Annotated in this window: 15 protein-coding genes; 6 read left to right on the forward strand and 9 right to left on the reverse strand. The window is 56.3% G+C overall.

Features of this window, described 5'->3' with window-relative positions:
* The first annotated feature begins 2 nt into the window (after positions 1–2).
* Positions 3–1,922, forward strand: coding sequence for a lytic transglycosylase domain-containing protein (locus tag BLP93_RS07215; RefSeq protein WP_092119270.1), 1,920 nt, complete (start codon positions 3–5; stop codon positions 1,920–1,922).
* A gap of 15 nt (positions 1,923–1,937) precedes the next feature.
* Positions 1,938–2,252 carry a hypothetical protein gene (locus tag BLP93_RS07220; protein ID WP_092119273.1) on the forward strand — a complete coding sequence of 105 codons (315 nt, stop codon included), beginning with the start codon at positions 1,938–1,940 and terminating at the stop codon, positions 2,250–2,252.
* Positions 2,253–2,311: 59 nt separating this feature from the next.
* On the opposite strand, the gene BLP93_RS07225 is transcribed toward BLP93_RS07220, so the two are convergent.
* The 9 genes from BLP93_RS07225 to BLP93_RS07265 all read right to left on the reverse strand — a co-directional run bounded on the left by BLP93_RS07225 (position 2,312) and on the right by BLP93_RS07265 (position 9,764).
* Positions 2,312–2,809 (reverse strand): HyaD/HybD family hydrogenase maturation endopeptidase, encoded by a 498-nt coding sequence (locus tag BLP93_RS07225; protein WP_092119276.1) that lies wholly within the window; start codon positions 2,807–2,809, stop codon positions 2,312–2,314.
* 353 nt (positions 2,810–3,162) lie between these two features.
* Positions 3,163–4,863, reverse strand: coding sequence for a nickel-dependent hydrogenase large subunit (locus BLP93_RS07230; protein ID WP_092119280.1), 1,701 nt, complete (start codon positions 4,861–4,863; stop codon positions 3,163–3,165).
* 47 nt (positions 4,864–4,910) lie between these two features.
* Positions 4,911–5,870 carry a hydrogenase small subunit gene (locus tag BLP93_RS07235; RefSeq protein ID WP_092119283.1) on the reverse strand — a complete coding sequence of 320 codons (960 nt, stop codon included), beginning with the start codon at positions 5,868–5,870 and terminating at the stop codon, positions 4,911–4,913.
* Positions 5,871–6,325: 455 nt separating this feature from the next.
* The gene (locus BLP93_RS07240) at positions 6,326–7,528 is read right to left on the reverse strand and encodes an FprA family A-type flavoprotein (RefSeq protein WP_092119286.1); all 1,203 of its coding nucleotides are present in this window, start codon (positions 7,526–7,528) and stop codon (positions 6,326–6,328) included.
* A gap of 69 nt (positions 7,529–7,597) precedes the next feature.
* A complete protein-coding gene (gene rd / locus BLP93_RS07245; RefSeq protein WP_092119289.1) occupies positions 7,598–7,756 on the reverse strand; it encodes a rubredoxin in 159 nt (52 codons plus the stop codon).
* Positions 7,757–7,809: 53 nt separating this feature from the next.
* Positions 7,810–8,016: a rubredoxin gene (locus BLP93_RS07250; RefSeq protein WP_092119497.1), complete on the reverse strand. Its 207-nt coding sequence runs from the start codon at positions 8,014–8,016 to the stop codon at positions 7,810–7,812.
* 60 nt (positions 8,017–8,076) lie between these two features.
* Positions 8,077–8,451 carry a desulfoferrodoxin gene (locus tag BLP93_RS07255; RefSeq protein ID WP_092119292.1) on the reverse strand — a complete coding sequence of 125 codons (375 nt, stop codon included), beginning with the start codon at positions 8,449–8,451 and terminating at the stop codon, positions 8,077–8,079.
* A 272-nt stretch (positions 8,452–8,723) separates the two neighbouring features.
* Positions 8,724–9,299: a rubrerythrin gene (gene rbr / locus BLP93_RS07260; protein WP_092119295.1), complete on the reverse strand. Its 576-nt coding sequence runs from the start codon at positions 9,297–9,299 to the stop codon at positions 8,724–8,726.
* Between the two features lie 48 nt (positions 9,300–9,347).
* The gene (locus BLP93_RS07265; RefSeq protein ID WP_092119298.1) at positions 9,348–9,764 is read right to left on the reverse strand and encodes a Fur family transcriptional regulator; all 417 of its coding nucleotides are present in this window, start codon (positions 9,762–9,764) and stop codon (positions 9,348–9,350) included.
* A gap of 370 nt (positions 9,765–10,134) precedes the next feature.
* Between BLP93_RS07265 and BLP93_RS07270 the strand changes: the two genes are divergently transcribed.
* The 4 genes from BLP93_RS07270 (at position 10,135) to rimO (ending at position 16,705) form a co-directional block, all read left to right on the forward strand.
* Complete coding sequence (locus BLP93_RS07270) at positions 10,135–11,973, forward strand: ABC-F family ATP-binding cassette domain-containing protein (RefSeq protein ID WP_244148675.1); 1,839 nt, start codon at positions 10,135–10,137, stop codon at positions 11,971–11,973.
* A complete protein-coding gene (locus BLP93_RS07275) occupies positions 11,960–13,189 on the forward strand; it encodes a D-alanyl-D-alanine carboxypeptidase family protein (protein WP_161946226.1) in 1,230 nt (409 codons plus the stop codon). Before BLP93_RS07270 ends, BLP93_RS07275 begins: the two co-directional genes overlap by 14 nt.
* 18 nt (positions 13,190–13,207) lie before the next feature.
* Positions 13,208–15,199, forward strand: a complete 1,992-nt coding sequence (locus BLP93_RS07280; protein ID WP_092119307.1) for a sensor histidine kinase — start codon at positions 13,208–13,210, stop codon at positions 15,197–15,199.
* A 150-nt stretch (positions 15,200–15,349) separates the two neighbouring features.
* Positions 15,350–16,705, forward strand: a complete 1,356-nt coding sequence (rimO, locus tag BLP93_RS07285) for a 30S ribosomal protein S12 methylthiotransferase RimO (protein ID WP_092119310.1) — start codon at positions 15,350–15,352, stop codon at positions 16,703–16,705.
* Positions 16,706–16,825: the final 120 nt, after the last annotated feature.

Below are 16,825 nucleotides of genomic sequence, written 5' to 3' on the forward strand. Positions count from 1 at the left end.
TCATGATCAACCTCAAAAATTGGATGAGCAGAGGATGGCTTTGCTCTCTGACGACATCGTTCGTCCTGCTCTCAGTGACGGCGGTGGCGAGCCATGCCGAAGAGCAACGCATCTCCCTGCCCATGACTCTTGAATACAACCTATTGAATGCACTTGTGCTCGATACGTTTCTTGGCGGTGGTGCGCCGGCGGGCGTGAACGAGGCCAGGACGCACAAGACGCTCTTTTACGAGCAGGACGGATGCCAAGCCGTGGTGGTCACCGCACCTCGGTTTCGTGAGCAAGCCGGGGAACTGCTCACGGAGATCCAGGTTCATTTGCGCTATGGCCGGAGCATGGGCAGCTACTGCGTGCTGCCGGTGACCTTCAATGGAACCCTTGTCCTGAAGCAGATTCCGGTGGTTCGATCCGAAGACTGGAGCCTGCGTTTCATTCCTACAGGATCTGAAATTCAGAATCTGGACGGGCAACCTGCCCGCCTGGCATCGCTGGCCTGGGGACTGATCGAGAACCATGTCCTCCAGTCCATGACGGACATATCCATCAATCTCGCCATACCCAAAGACGAGCTGCAGACTTTTTTGACTCTGGTGCTTCCCGACGACCATCCCCAGGAAATTCTGGAGATGCTGCAAGGAATGCAACCCGGAGAGGTTCAGGTTCTGGCCCACGGTTTGAAACTGGAAAATACCATGGCAGCGTTCGATGCGCTGTACCGGCCGGAACCGGAGCCTCATGGATCGTTTTTCTCAGTGGAGGAACTGGAGGCATTCATTGCCGAATGGGAAGCATGGGATGCGTTTCTGGTGCACATGATCACCGTTATGGCAGGGCAGCCGCTGAGCGAGGAAGAGCAATGGCTGCTTCTGGACATGTTGCTGCGAATGCGCCACGAGTTCTCGGCCCGGCTTGATGACCCCGTGATGCATGATGATCTGGTCCGCTCGCAGTTCGTCGAGGTCTGGACAACTCTTGGTCCGCTTTTCCGCGGCCATTTGATGAATGCAAAATCGGAGTCCTTGCTGGGTTATTTCGCGTTTTTTTCCGCCTCGGATGCATTGTTGGCCTTGAATGGCCTCGGTTCCGCCCTGGACCTGGTGATCAGCCGGGACGGGCTGCTGCGTCTGGCAAGGCTGCTGGACGAGGGAGCGGAAGATCTGCCGGGTTACGGGCCGGAAATGATTCCGGAGCTGCAACGTCTTCTCGGTCTGGAGAGGCAGGACTCGTCGGCGCGGACCTCCCCGCGGTCGTGGATCATCCAGACTTTGGAATTGGCGGCGGGATTCTTTTCCACATCCTCGGCGAGAGCTGAATCACCACCCGCGGAACTCCGGGACAACCTCGAGCATTGGCTTTTTCGCGGCAAGGACCTGGAAGGGTATATGGCCAGGGTAACCAGGGTGCTCAACAAAAAGGCGAACTCCGTTATTGCCGAATCCAAAGCTCCTTTCGCGCATCAAGATTACTTTCAGGACCTTGTTCTGGCCACGGCTTGGCTGGAAAGCTGCTTCCGGCAATTCAGACTCTCGGGGGGGGAGATCATGTATCTGAGATCCTCCAACAATACTTCCGTGGGCATCATGCAGATCAATGAACGGGTCTGGCGCGGCCTGTACGACCAGACGCGGCTCAGGTGGGATCCGGCCTACAACTCCAGAGTGGGAGCTGAGATCCTGGATCTTTACTACACCAAGTACGCCCAACCCAGGATGAGCAGGGAGGCTGGGAAGGACTGGGATCCGGACCTGCAGGCCGCGATGCTCTACGCAATGTATAACGGCGGCCCGAGCCAGCTGGAACGCTTCTTGACCCGGAAAAGCGAGAACAGTCTGCACCGCAGTGATCGACTGTTTCGAGAAAAATGGGATTGGGTGCGACAAGGCGAGTTGGACAAGATCAGTATTTGTCTAATCGGACGCTGAAACCTCATCCAGGACATGATCGACAAGAATTCAGCAATACCTTCGCTTCTGGAGCGCCTGGCAAAGCTCCCCGTCGGGCACTGTCTGGAGATCAGGACCTACAAGCGTAATAGGCGGATACTGTTCCGCAGGGACGGCGAGGAGGACTGGAGCGCGTTTCAGGACGGATTTGAAAAAGGCGTTCACGAGAAAGTGGTCACGGAAAAATTGCGGAAACTCTTGCAGTCATTGATCCGCAAGGAATTTCCCCGCAGCACGAAAATCCGCGTCTATGCCCTTGGCCCGTGCAGTCTGGAGGGAGAATCAAAGCTGTCCCGAAAGGTGCTGTGATTCATGAAGTGAAGCGGCAGACGGCCTGACGGACGTCTGCGCGGTAGGCCGTTATGAACCTATGTTGAAATTGGTGAGAACTCCCCGCCGCTTTCCTTGATTTCAGCGAGCACGGCCTGGCAGATGTCCGCCAGCCTGGCCTGGACCGGAGGAGTGAGTTCCGTGCCCCAAGGGTCGAATTCCTTGGGTTCCATGCCGATCACTACGGTTTCGGGGCATTTGCCCAGCACCTTGCAGGTTGCCAGGGTTTCCAGCAGGTCCGTCTGATGCATGGAATTTTTGAAGGCTACGCTCTTGCCCATCTCTACGCCGACCAGACGGTACATGGTCCCCGGATCGCCTCCGTTGACAACGGCGTCCACGACGATCAGGCGGTCACACAGCATGATCGGATCCATCAGCGCCATGCCCAACGTGCCGCCGTCCATAAGTTGCACGTTCGGAGAGAAAGCGTACTCCGCCTGAAGTTTTTCCACGGTTCTCACGCCGATGCCTTCGTCCTTGAGCAGGATGTTGCCCACGCCCAAAACCAGAATCTTTTTGTTATTGTCCGTCATGTTGGCCTTGTAAGGTAAAGAGTAACTACACACTCAATGTCCGGCTTGCCATGTTTTTAACCAGCCTCGCAACTCTTGGCCGGCTTCGTAACAGCGAAGTGTTGCGTGAATTAATAGTATCTGGTGGCGCAGGAGCACGGCAAAGGTTCGCCGAACGAAGTCCTGGCACAAAGTCAGACTTGCGAGACTGCAAATCAAAGCAAATCGGGCCGTTCCCTCTCTGTCCCAAGGGTGTTGCTGAACAGATCCAATAAAGAAAGCGAAGGACTTCGAAAAGATCTCTTCGCTTTCGGTTGACAGATCGCGGGTGATATTCAACGCGCCCGCGATCTGTCAATAGCTGTCGATAGGGGTTACAGGACCTTGAACTCGTGGACCTGGTTGGTCTTGGAGTCGATGACGTGCACGCCGCAGGCAATGCACGGGTCGAACGAGTGCACGGTGCGCAGCAGTTCCACGGGTCGCTTGGGATCGGCGATGGGCGTGTTGATCAATGCCTCTTCGACCGGACCCAGCTTGCCCTTGTCGCAACGCGGTCCCAGGTTCCAGGTGGAGGGCACCACCAATTGGAAGTTTTCAATCTTGCCGTCCTTGATCTTGATCCAGTGGCTCAGGGCGCCGCGGGGAACGTCGGCAAAGCCGACGCCTTCGGCTTCCATGGGCATGGGGTGGTCGTTGGCAAGCTTGGTGTTGCCGCTCTTGACGTTCTCAACCAGTTCGTCGAGCCACTTTTCGTTCTGCTGTGCTACGGTCAACGCCCTGATGCCCCGGGCCGCGGTACGGCCGAGGGTGGAATGCAGAGCTTCCGGTCCCACGCCGAGATGGCCGAGCACCATGTCAACGGCGGCAACGGTTTCCGGATGACCTTTGGCATAGGCAACCAGCACCGAAGCCAGCGGTCCGGTTTCCATGGCTTCTCCCATGTATCGCGGAGCTTTCATCCAGGAGTAGCGCTGCGGGTCGTCCAGGCTGGTGTACTTGGGCTCGGTCACGCCCTCATAGGGATGACGGGCTTCGGTACCTTCGTACCAGCTGGCGGACACGTGTTCGTAGATCTCGTTCGGATTCACGTCCTGGATGTTGGCCAGGTCGCGGTTCATGATCACGCCCTGAGGCAGCCAGCGGGCGTTCAGGTCTCTTTCGTTCCAAGGGAACTCACCAAAGGCGATATAGTTGGTGCAACCGCCGATGCCGGCCCAATCCTTGTAGTAGGACGCCACGGCCAAGAGATCCGGAATGTACATCTGCTCGATGAACTCGCGGGTCTCCCTGGTCAGAGTGCGATATTCCTCCAGCTTTTCAGGGCGCAGGGACTCGTAACAGGTCACGCCGCCGCTGATGGTGAACTGGGTGTGGGGAACCTTGCCGCCGAAGACGGCGATTGCCCGGGTGGCCTTGATCTGCAGGCGCAGGGCTTCCAGATAATGGGCCGTGGCGATCAGGTTGACCTCCGGCGGGAGATAGTAGGCCGGATGGCCGCCCAGGAAGTCGGCATTGGTAAAGATGCCCAGCTGTCCCTGGTTGACGAAAGCGGTCAACCTATCCTGTACCGCCTTCAAGTCGCCGGCGGAAGTAGGCCGCGGCGAAATGTTGTTGGCAATTTTTGCGGCCTTGACCGGATCGGCTTTCAGGGCACTGGTTACATCCACCCAGTCCAAAGCATGCAGGACATAGAAGTGGATAAAGTGGTCGGCCATGATCTGGGAAGCCATGACCAGGTTGCGAATGATGCGTGCATTGTCGGGAATGTCGACGCCCACGGCGTCGTCCAGGCATCGGGTGGATGCCAGGGCATGTACGTAGTTTCAGACCCCGCAGGCGCGGGCCGTGAAATGCTGCGCATCTCGAGGGTCGCGCCCCTTCAGGATGGTTTCCAAACCGCGATACAGCTGGGAACTGGAACGGGCATTAACGACCTTGCCGTTGTCCACTTCTACTTCCAAACGTAGATGACCTTCGATCCGCGTCAATGGATCGACAACAATGGGGCCAGAGTAATTGCTCTGGGGCGTCACCGGAACAACCGGTGCGGCTTGAGGCTTACAGCCTGACATATTTCGTTCTCCTTCTCTGGTTTATAGAAAGATGAGGGTACGAAGTCCTAGACCTTCTCATAGAACGGTGACAGCTGGTCCCAGAATTTCGGCTCGCTGCAGCCAATGCATGGATGGCCGGCTTCCACGGGCCAGTTCGTTTCGTTGAACTTAACCTTGGGACAGTTATTGTAGGTGTCCGGACCTTTGCAGCCCACTTCGTAGAGGCACCATCCATTTCGCGCCTCTTCGGAATCAAAGGACATGGCGAATTCATAGTTGTAGAAGTGGTCCAGGCGTTCGCACAGTTCGTGAACGGATTCGCCGAAGAACATTCTCGGACGACTCAGATTATCCAATGCGGGCATGCCCTGGGTCAGCAGGTGAACCACGGTGCCGACAAAGTTGTACGGGTTGGGCGGGCAGCCAGCGACGTTGATGGCCTGCACCGGCAGGTTGAGGTGTTTCATCAGTTCGTTCACGCCCATGGACTCCGTAGGATTGGGGTGAGCCGCCTGGATGCCGCCGAAGTTCGCGCACGCGCCGATGGCAATCACTGCCTGGGCTTTGGGCAGGTACTTCTGGGCCATCTCCAACATAGTATGACCGCCGACCATGCCGTAGATTCCATTGTCCTTGGTGGGAATAGCGCCTTCGACGACGGCGATGAAACCATGGGGCGAGGTGACGGCCTGGTGCAGGGCGTCTTCAGCGGCGTCGCCGGCCGCGGCCATTAATGTTTCATGATAATCCATCGAAATGGTGTCCAGGAGAAGTTCGTCGATGTACGGGTTGACCGTGCGGACAACTGCCATGGAACAACCGGTGCATTCCGCGAAATGGAAGTAAACAACCGAAGGCCTGCGGGGATTCGTGAGGGCCGCCGCCACCTGCTTGGCGAACGAGGCCTCCATGCCCATGACCGCCGCGACAGTGGCGCAAAACTTCATGAAATCGCGCCGATTCACGCCGCGGCTTTCGAGCCGTTCGATAGCCCCTTCCTTAGCCAGACCAACACTAACTTTCATAATCCACCTCCGTCTAGAGGGTTAAACTGAAAGACACACAATCCGTGTTTATACCGCAATGAAAAATCCCAAAATGGGAAAAAAGCATGATTTTAGTCAATTAAGTGATGCAAAGAGTCAATTTCATTTTTCGATGCCGGCACTTTTCTCTGTGAAAAAAAAAACATGCTCATGCGGCGTTCTTCCAAAGTCTAATTAATTATCTAGCCTTGTTGATATTAAGATGTCAACCAGGGGGTGGTTAGTCAAAATAAATCATTAATTTTAAAAATAGCATAATAATTGGTTAATGGTATCACGCATGGTAATTATTTTCTTCGTTGTTAGCTAAAACATGCATCCCGTGGTTCTTTCCCCTGGTGAGCGAAGAAATACAAAAGGACGCTCTTGGGAGCGTCCTCTTGTATTATATGAAGAGCTTATCGAGGGGATTTCGCGTTAGATAATCATCTGGATTATACGTCAACTCGTTGAATCACTTCCCGGCCGATCTTCAGTCCAAACTCACGACATGCGGCCAGATCCTGCTCGGTGGGGACATTCTTGATGCGCAGCGGCTCAGCCACGATCTCCACCTTTGCAGCCTGCAGGAATTCGGAAATTTGCTTGGGAGCTTCGCCGCTCCAGCCGTAGGAGCCGAAAGCCGCTCCGATTTTACCCTGAGGCTTGAGACCCTTCATGTAGGTGAGCATGTCCGCGACCAGCGGCATCATGCCGTTGTTATGGGTGGATGAGCCGGCGATCACGGCCTGGGCTTCCATGATATGCGGCATCACGTCGCTGTGATGGGCGCTTTTCAGCGGCAGAACGCGAACACTGACCCCCTCCTTGAGCAGGCCTTCCGTGATGGCCTGGGACATGCGTTCCGTGCTTTTCCACATGGTGTCGTAGAAAATGACGGCCTTGCGCTGGGGCTTCTGGGCGCTCCACTCGCCGTATTTGGCGAGAATCTCTGGAATGTGGCGGCGCCAGATCAGGCCGTGATCCGGGGCGATCATGTCGATGTCCCAGCCGACTTCACCGACCTTGGCCAATACTTTCTGGACCAGGGGCGAAAACGGCAGGATGATGTTCGCAAAATAATTGGCCGCGAGACTGAAGAGCATGCTCTGGTCCACTTCGTCGTCGAAGCGTTCACTCGTGGCCCAGTTTTGGCCGAAGGCATCGCTGGAGATGAGCAGTTTGTCTTCCGGGATATAGGAAAACATGCTGTCCGGCCAATGGAGCATTTTGGTCTCCAAAAAAGTCACATTACGCTTGCCCAGGTTGATGGTCTGCCCGGTGCTGACCACTTCATAGGGCCAATCTTCGCGGTGGTAGTGACTGACCAGAGCCTGCCGGGCAATGGGCGAGCAAAAGACCTTTTCCGGCTTGATGATGTCCATTATCCGGGGCAGTGCGCCGGAGTGATCGGGTTCGACATGATTGACGAACAAGTAGTCGATCCGTTCCGGATCTATCGTCATTTTCAGACAGTTTAAAAATTCGTCCAGACAACTGGCAGGAACGAGATCAAAGAGGGCGATTTTCTCGTCTTTCACCAGGTAGGCATTATAAGTGGTTCCGTGCCGGGCCAGGGAATAACCGTGAAAATCGCGAAGATTCCAATCTACGGAACCGACCCAGAAAATGTCTTTTTTGATTTCTACAGGCAACATGGTGGTCTCCCGACAAAAAAGCCCTCTGCCGACAACTACTGGAGAGGGCTTATGATGCTGATGAAGTGATTAGCTTTCTGGCTCGAAATCCGTTTTGGACGCTCCACAGACCGGGCAGACCCAGTCCGCGGGAAGATCCTCAAAGCTCGTTCCGGCCTCGATGCCGCTATCCGGATCGCCTTCGGCCGGATCGTAAACATACCCGCATATACTGCAAACATAACGCATTGCCGCCTCCTTGTTGAGTTTGGTTCATTGATGGAAAACTCATTTGGTGGATTTCAGGTCTGGTCAGCAGTGGAGCCAGGACCGGCAAGTGGTCGAAACGCCTTGACTCCGGCGCCGCAGACAGGACATTTCCAATCTTCGGGCAGATCCTTAAACGCTGTGCCGGGCGGAATTTTCTTGCGCTTGTCGCCGCGGTCAGGATCGTAAACATATCCGCAATTCGTTGTCTGGCATTGCCACATTTCTTCGGGATTCGCCATGGCATCTCCTCCGATGTGCAGTTGCTGGAGAACGACCATCGTGGATGGTCGCAGGATTGATTAGGCCTTCCAAAGTCCGTGCAGATTACAGTATTCCCTGGCGGTGACGTTTTCCGCCTGGATGCAGAATTCCACGCTGGGCGTCTGGCCGGGAGAAAGGAATTGCCGATAGGACTTGCCATCGGCAATGATTTCAATCCATTCAATATAATGTTTCTGCTCCATTGGATGGGGGACGCTGCCCACGGTGACCTTGTAGCCATTGGCGGTCTTTTCGACCACCGGAACATGTTTCTCCTTGGCGGCATCCACGGTATTCTCGGTCATCAGTTTCATCGGTTCTCCGCAACAGACCAGTTCGCCTCCGCCGCCATGCAGAACATCGATAATGTTGCCACACAGATCACATTTGTACACGTCATGCTGTTGCGCCATAAGAACTCCTCGTGGGCTTTGATTGGATGAGAATGTTTTGGACTTTAGCCACCGTAATCAATAACGTCAATAAGTTACGGTAAGAAAATCTTGTGCAATTTTGGCGGTTTCCGCAGATCCTGATCATAAGACAGGATCTGTCATGCAATTAAAAGTGCTGAATGACATCAAGAACTTTCAGAACAACCTGTCCGAAGCTGACAAAACGTACAACATGAACCGGAGGCTTCTGCGCCCCCGGTTCAGCTTCGCCATGAATCTCAGCGGACGGTTTACCAGTTTTCCTTCAGAATTTCGAAGTGGGCCTGGGGATGGTCGCATGCGGGACACTTCTGGGGCGCGCCGGCTCCATCGCCGACGTAACCGCAATTGCGGCAGCGCCAGGTGACAGTGGCGTCCTTGGCAAAGACCTTGTTGGCCTTTACGTTGGCTGCCAACTCTCTATATTGTTTTTCATGCTGACGCTCCGCGACGGCAATGGCCTTCATTGCCGATGCGATCTCAGGAAAACCCTCTTCTCGGGCAATTTTTGCGAAATCCGGGTACATTTCGGTCTGCTCGTAATGTTCGCCTTCCGCGGCAGCCAGCAGGTTGTCATATGTGGAACCGATGACGCCGGCCGGATAGGAGGCCGTAATTTCCACATCGCCGCCTTCCATGAACTTGAACAGCCGCTTGGCGTGTTCTTTTTCCTGATTCGCCGTCTCTTCAAAAATATATGAGATCTGTTCGTACCCTTCTTTCTTGGCCTGCTTGGAGAAATAGGTGTACTTGTTGCGAGCCTGTGATTCTCCGGCAAATGCGATCAGCAGGTTCTTTTCCGTTTGTGTTCCCTTCAGTGCGCTCATGAAATGTCCTCCTGTTTCAATTGAAGTTTGGATTTCCAAAATGGGGTTTCACTTATCCACAACTACTTTGTTTCCGCAATCAGCGCACACGCCGTACAACTCCAGCCAATGACCCGTTACCTCGAACCCGGCTTCCGAATCGGTCAGGCCCTCGGTCCGCAGAGTTACCGTGGCGGCATTCTGAGGCAGGTCCGCGACCTTGCCGCATTTAAGGCAACTGATGTGCAGATGTGGATCGACAAACGCATCAAAACGCATCTGCGTTCCCACCTTGTCCAGCTTGAGAATCAAGCCCTGGGTATGGAGAAAGTCGAGGTTGCGATAAATGGTTCCCAGGCTGACATGGGGCAGACGTTTTCGGACCAGATCGTAAACTTCGTCTGCCGTGGGATGGCAACGTGTATTGCGCAATTCTTCAAGAATTATTCTGCGCTGGGGAGTCAAACGTAAACGTGAATTCGGCATCGGTGCTCCTGTCGATATAAAGAACGATAATTATTCCTAATAGCGCGCTTGCTCTTTGTCAAGCCTGGCGGAGTTGCTCAACCCCTGGGCCGTCTCGGACAGATATTATTGATTCAACTTGGCATAGTGTCCGAATCGTAATCGAAATCGTAATCGAAATCGAAATCGAAATCGAAATAGAAATAGAAATAGGTATCGCAATAGTTTTATCTGTTTTTCGATTACGATTACGATTACGATTCGGATAAGGAGCATGCACTGGCAATGCTGAATAGTTGCCAGCTTTTTTTCAATTTAAGCTGTTGCGCGAGTGGATTTCACGCGGTGTTCAACTGCGCCGCCGTCCTTCCGACTCTTCCGGTGCGCGGCAATGTCGTGTAGCATTCGCGCCATGTCCGCGACAATTCTTGCATCCATTACGGGTTTGAGCAAAGCCTTTACCGCGCAACCCCTGTTTACGAACATTTCCCTCGGTTTTTCCGAGGGTGAGCGTATGGGCCTGATCGGGCCCAACGGCTCCGGAAAGTCCACCTTGTTGAAGATCATCGCCGGGATCGAGGATCCTGATCAGGGAGAGGTGCACCAACGTAAAAACGTCCGCATCGTCTACCTGCCCCAGGAGGAACGCTTCGATCCGGCCCTGACCGTCGAAAAAATCCTCCTGGCTGCGTTGCCGGAAGATGTTCCCGGCGCCGATCGCTTCCAGCGGGTCCAGAAAATGGCCAGTCAGCTGGAATTTGCGGATATCGCGGCCACGGCAGGGACCCTTTCCGGCGGCTGGCGCAAACGCTTGGCCCTGGCCTGCGCCCTGGTTCAGGAGCCGGACCTGCTGCTTCTGGACGAACCAACCAACCACTTGGACCTTGAAGGCATTCTGTGGCTGGAAAAGCTTCTCTCCGGCGTTACGTTCGCCTTTGTCCTGGTCAGCCACGACCGGGTGTTTCTGGAGAACGTCACCAACCGGATCGTGGAACTGAACCGGGTTTACCCGGAGGGGTATCTCCGGGTCGAGGGAAACTACAGCACGTTTTTGGACAAACGCGAGGCCAGCTTCACGGCCCAGGAAGTCCGGGAACAGGTGCTGTCCAACAAGGTCCGCCGGGAGATCGAATGGTTGCGGCGCGGTCCCAAGGCCAGGACCACCAAGGCCCAGGCCAGGATTGACGGGGCCGGTCAGCTCCAGAGCGAACTGGCGGATGTCAAGGCACGCAATGCCCTGAAACAGTCCGTGGGCATCAGCTTCGACGCGACAGGGCGCAAGACCAAGCGTCTGCTGGAAGGGCGCGGCCTCGGCCTGGCCCTGGGCGGCAGGAAGCTCTTCTCCGACCTGGACTTGCTGCTGTCTCCGGGCTCCCGCCTGGGCATCATGGGTCACAACGGCGCGGGCAAGAGCAGTCTGATGCACGTGCTGCAGGGGACGCTGCAGCCGGACGAGGGCACTCTGCGCCGGGCTGATGATTTGAAGGTCGTCTTCTTCGATCAAAAGCGCGAACAGCTCAACCCGGAGGACACGCTCCGTCAGGCCCTGGCGCCCACCGGGGACACTGTGGTCTTCCAGGACCGGGCCTTGCACGTCGTGACCTGGGCCAAGCGTTTTCTGTTTCGCCCTGATCAAATCGGTCTGCCAGTGTCCATGCTGTCCGGCGGAGAGCGGGCCAGGGTGCTCATCGCCCGCCTGATGCGCACGCCCGCGGACGTGCTGCTGCTGGACGAACCCACCAACGACATCGACATCCCGACCCTTGAGGTACTGGAAGAGGGGCTGCGGGATTTTCCCGGCGCCATCGTCCTGATCACCCATGATCGCTATCTGCTGGATACGCTCTGCGACCGGCTTCTGGCCCTGGACGGTTCGGGAGAGGCCCAATATTACGCCGACCATGCCCAGTGGCTGGCTGCCCGCAATCCGGACCGCAAGACGGACGGCAAGTCCGCTGCGAAGTCCGCCAAGCCCAAACCACGGAAGAACAAGTTGTCCTACGGCGAACAGCGTGAGCTGGAAGCCATGGAGGAGATGATTTTTAAGGCGGAAGAGGACGAGCTGAGGGTACGGAAAGGTCTTGAAGACCCTGAAATTGCCAGCAACGCGGAAAAGCTGACGACCTTGGCCGCTCAGCTGCGTCAGGCCGAGGAGGAGGTGGCGCGATTGTATCGACGCTGGGATGAACTGGAAACCAAGCGACAGGAATATGAACATGCTTCGACATGAACGTTGGACGGTGCAATTACGGATAGCCGCACTCTTTTTCGCGATCTGGGGAGCATTGCTTTTCACCCTGCCTGGAGCCATGGCATGGGCCCAGGCCGCGATGCACCAGGAATCGGCAGTCCCATTTCCCAGCGGCGGCGCCGAGGCCTATCTGCTCATGGACGCCCACAGCGGCCGCCTGCTGGTGAGCCACAACATTGATGCACTGCGTGAACCGGCCAGCCTGACCAAAATGATGACCGTCTACGTCGCCGGTCGCGAATTGAACGCGGGCCGGCTCTTCATGTCGGACATGGTCCGGGTGGGCCGCAACGCCTGGAGGATGACCGGCTCACGCATGTTTCTCGACCTGAATTCCGAGGTGTCCGTGGCCGCGCTGCTGCACGGGATCATCGTCCAGTCCGGCAATGACGCCAGCGTGGCCCTGGCTGAACACATTGCGGGCAGCGAGGGCGAGTTCGTCAAAATGATGAACCAGGCCGCCCTGGATCTGGGCATGACCAGCACCAATTTCGCCAATGCCACAGGCCTGCCCGCACCGGGCGTCCACACCACGGCCCGGGATCTGGCCAGGCTTTCCCTGGCCCTGATGCACGAACACCCCTACTTGTACAGTCTGCATTCCGTTCGCGAATTCGAACACAACAACATCAAGCAGACCAACCGCAACCGTCTGCTCCATCGCGATCCTTCCGTGGACGGGATCAAGACGGGCTACACGCGAGCCGCGGGATATTGCCAGGCAACATCTGCCCAGCGCGGTGAGATGCGTCTGATCGCCGTTGTTCTCGGCTGCGATTCGGTGGCTGCCCGGACCCGACTTAATCAGCAGTTGCTGGAGTACGGATTCAACCGATATGAAACCCACAGGCTCTATGCCCGGAATGAACCCCTCGGTTCGGTCAAACTCTGGAAAGCCCGCCAGTCCGAATTATCATACGGCATCCAAGACGATATTTTCATCACCATCCCCAAAGGGCAGATCGACGTTCTGGATCGTCGCATCTCCCTGTCCCTGATCGATCCGGTTTTCGGGCCGGTGCTCCGCGGCCAAAAGGTGGGCACGCTGCAAGTGGCCCTGGGAGAAGAAGTGCTCGCGGAGCAGGATCTGCTTGCCCTTACCGAAGCAGATGAAGCAGGTTTTTTCAGCCAGATGGTCGACACGGTGCGTTTGCTGCTGCTTCGCAACAACCTCTTACACGTGATGAGCCCATAAATATCACCTGATCAAGTCATGCCCGGTCCACAGGATGAAGTCACCCGCTTGCAGGCTGCACTGGATGCAGCCAATGCCGAGATTGCCCTTCTTGTCTCCGGCAACCGGGAAGACCGGCTCGTCATCGAGGCTCTGCGCGGTTCCGAGGCCAATCTACGGGCTCTATTCGATGATGCGCCCGAGGCCATCTTCATCATCAGTCCGAACGAAGCGACCATTGATCTGAATCAGGCAGCGGAGCAGCTCTTCCGGGCATCCAAAGAGCAGCTCAAGATCATGAATCTGCGCAAGGAATTGTTCCGTCCGCGAGGCCCCCTGGAAAAATTTGATGAAATCCGGCTCCGGTTGGACGCGGACCAACCCATTGACTTTCAGTGGGTGGCCAAACGCCCCGACGGCAGCCTCTTTCCGGTGGAGGTCACGCTCAAAAAAACGGCGTGGAACGGGCAGGAAGCCTTTCTGGTCACTCTCCAGGACATCACCCGGCGCAGACAGGCCAAGAATCTGCTCCGGCAGCGCCGCAAACAACTGGCCGTGCTGCTTGACGGGAACCCCATCGCCACCTTTGTCATCGACACCAGCCACCGGGTCATCTTCTGGAATAAAGCCTGTGAAATCCTGACCGGAGTCCCGAAGGCCCAATGCCTGGGCAAGCCCACGGACTCGCGGATATTCTACTCGGGACTTGTCAGGCCCGTGCTGGCGGATCTGGTCCTGGACATGGACCGTGATACGATTCAAGAGTTGTACAAGGACAAGAACCTGAAGCCCAGTTCCTTCATTCCCGAAGCCTTCGAGGCCACGGACCGGCTGACCATCCAGGGCTCGCCCAGATCCATCTATTTTCTGGCGGCCCGGTGCCGCGACGAAGGGGGCAGGGTGGTCGGAGCCATCGAGACCATCCAGGACATCACCGAACGGACCATGGCCGAACAGGCTCTTATCGCCAGCAAGAAACTGCTCACCGAGGTGACGGCGAACATTCCCGGCGTCGTCTACCAGTACCGCGTCGGATCACATAACCACGGACAATTCACCTTTATCAGCGACGGACTCCGAAGTTTGTTCGGTCTGCCGCCGGAAATTGCAATCCAGGACCCGGAACCGTTTTTCTCCATGGCCGGGCCGGATGTCCGGAAGCAGTTCGCCGCATCCTTGTCCCCGGCCAAACCTTCGGCCAGCCTGGTTGAGTTCGAATTTGCCCTGGACAGTGCCGGCGGCAAGAAATGGTTCAGGAACAGCGCCCTGGCTTCAACCGGAAAGGATGGACAAATCCTCTGGAACGGCATGCTCACGGACATCACGGAGCTCAAGCGCATGGAGATGATGCGTGTCGATGTGGAACGGATGATCCGACATGACCTGAAATCTCCGCTCACAGGTATTGGCGGCCTCGCCAAGGTCATGCTCCGGGACGATCTCACGGACCGACAGCGGGAGATCGTGGCCACGATCTATCAGAGCGCCATGAAGCTGCTGCACATGATCGGTCATTCCATGGCCCTGTTCAAGATGGAAGAGCAGACGTACAGGCTGCAGCCCGAGCCCCTTGACCTGATCAAGCTGCTGCGCTCTCTCCATGAAGAATTTCAACCTTCCGCCCGAGCCAAAGGCTTGCGGTTCACTTATCTGCTAAACCACGCTTCCCTGACCTGGGAGAATACCCTACAGATCTTCGGAGAGGCGATCCTGCTGGAATCGTTGTTCGCGAATCTGATCCAGAACGCCGTGGATGCCGCTCCCGATGGTTCAGTTATTACCATTGCCGTCAGCTCCACGGAGCAGCATCATGAAATCGACATCCACAATTTCGGCGCCATCCCGGAACAGATCCGGCATAATTTTTTCGAACGCTACGTGACCTGCGACAAGAGTCACGGCACCGGCATCGGCACCTACAGCGCCATGCTCATCGCCAGGACCCATCAAGGGGATATTCGTTTCACAAGCTCCGAAGAACAAGGAACCCACCTGATTGTTTCACTGCCCAAGTCCTTTGATGCCACCTAAATCTCAGATTTTTGTCTTTGCTCGCCATGACTGTTCAAGTCACGGTCATGCATTTTCTGAAGTTGTACTTGCATTCACCGGATTCCTCGGACATCATCTTGTGTGCGAGTAAAATCAATCCAACCGCAGAATTAGCGAAACTCCCGGATAATGACCGACAACACTCCTTTCCATCGAGAGAATGCAACTAATACCCGACATGGTTCAGCGGAAAAGACAATCCACTGCATCAGCCTTGGCTGTCCGAAGAACCGCGTGGACACCGAACGGATGCTGGGTGATCTGGGGACCATGCGTCCGGTCGACGACATCGGGCAGGCGAAGATCGTCCTGATCAACACCTGCGGATTCATCGCCCCTGCCGTGGAGGAATCCACCAGGGTCATCCTGGAGGCGGCGGAACAAATCAAGGAGTTGTCTCCACGTCCTTTGCTCGTGGTGGCCGGTTGCCTGGTGTCGCGCTACGGATCCGAACTGCGTACCGCCATTCCCGAGGTCGATTTGTGGCTGGCCGTGGAAGAAGAGCGTGAACTGCGAGCCCGGCTTCGCCCCATGGCCGATTTCGAACTGCCCGCTCAGGACTTGCCCACTCTGCGAGCCCTGAGCACCAAGCCGGTTTTTGCCTATTTGAAAATCGGCGAGGGGTGCAATCATCGCTGTCATTTCTGCACGATTCCGTCCATTCGGGGGCCACGGCGGAGCATGGGCCTGGACGCGGTGGTCCGGGAGGCCGAGACGATTCTGGACCAGGGTGTCCGGGAACTGATTCTGGTCGCCCAGGACCTGACCGCCTACGGACGCGATCTTGGCTTGCGCCATGGGCTGGAAACCCTGCTCGGCCGTCTGGCAAGGCTGTCCGACTTGCATTGGCTGCGGTTGATGTATCTCTACCCGGCAGGATTGACTCCACGCCTGCTGCGGTTCATGGCGGAACTTGGACCGCCGCTGTTGCCCTATTTCGACATCCCGGTTCAGCATGCCCATCCGGACATCCTGCGGGCCATGGGCCGTCCCTTTGCCAAGGATCCTCGCCATACCGTGGAGCGCGTACGGGAGCATTTCCCGGATGCCGCTCTGCGTACCAGCGTTATTGTCGGTTATCCCGGCGAACGACCCCACCATTTTCAGCGACTTTACGATTTCGTGACGGAAACGCGCTTTCATCACCTGGGCGTATTCGGATTCTGTCCCGAGGCCGGAACCAGGGCGGCATCCTTGCCCGGGCAGGTGGGCACGAAGACCAAGGCCAAGCGCCGCGACCGGTTGATGGAACTGCAGGCCGGCATCAGCGCCGATATTCTTGCGCAGTGCCAGGACCAGGAAATGGACGTGTTCGTGGAACGTCCAAGTCCGGAGTGGCCTGGACTCTTTGAAGGCCGGGTCTGGTTTCAGGCTCCGGAGGTGGACGGCATGACGTACGTCAGCGGCGTGGACATCCAGCCCGGCGATCTGGTTCGGGCCGCCATTGTTGAGACGAAGACATACGATCTCGTAGCGTTGCGCTGACCCCTCAACCGCCTCATCCGCTTTCCGCATTTTTGAAAAAATGGCTTATGGTTGTCATTGTCCAAACGATCTGCTAGGGACTTTCCAAAATATTTGTCGTTAGGACAAGGTTCAGGGGGA

Origin of the sequence: Desulfonatronum thiosulfatophilum (assembly GCF_900104215.1) — a bacterium.
GTDB lineage: Bacteria > Desulfobacterota > Desulfovibrionia > Desulfovibrionales > Desulfonatronaceae > Desulfonatronum > Desulfonatronum thiosulfatophilum.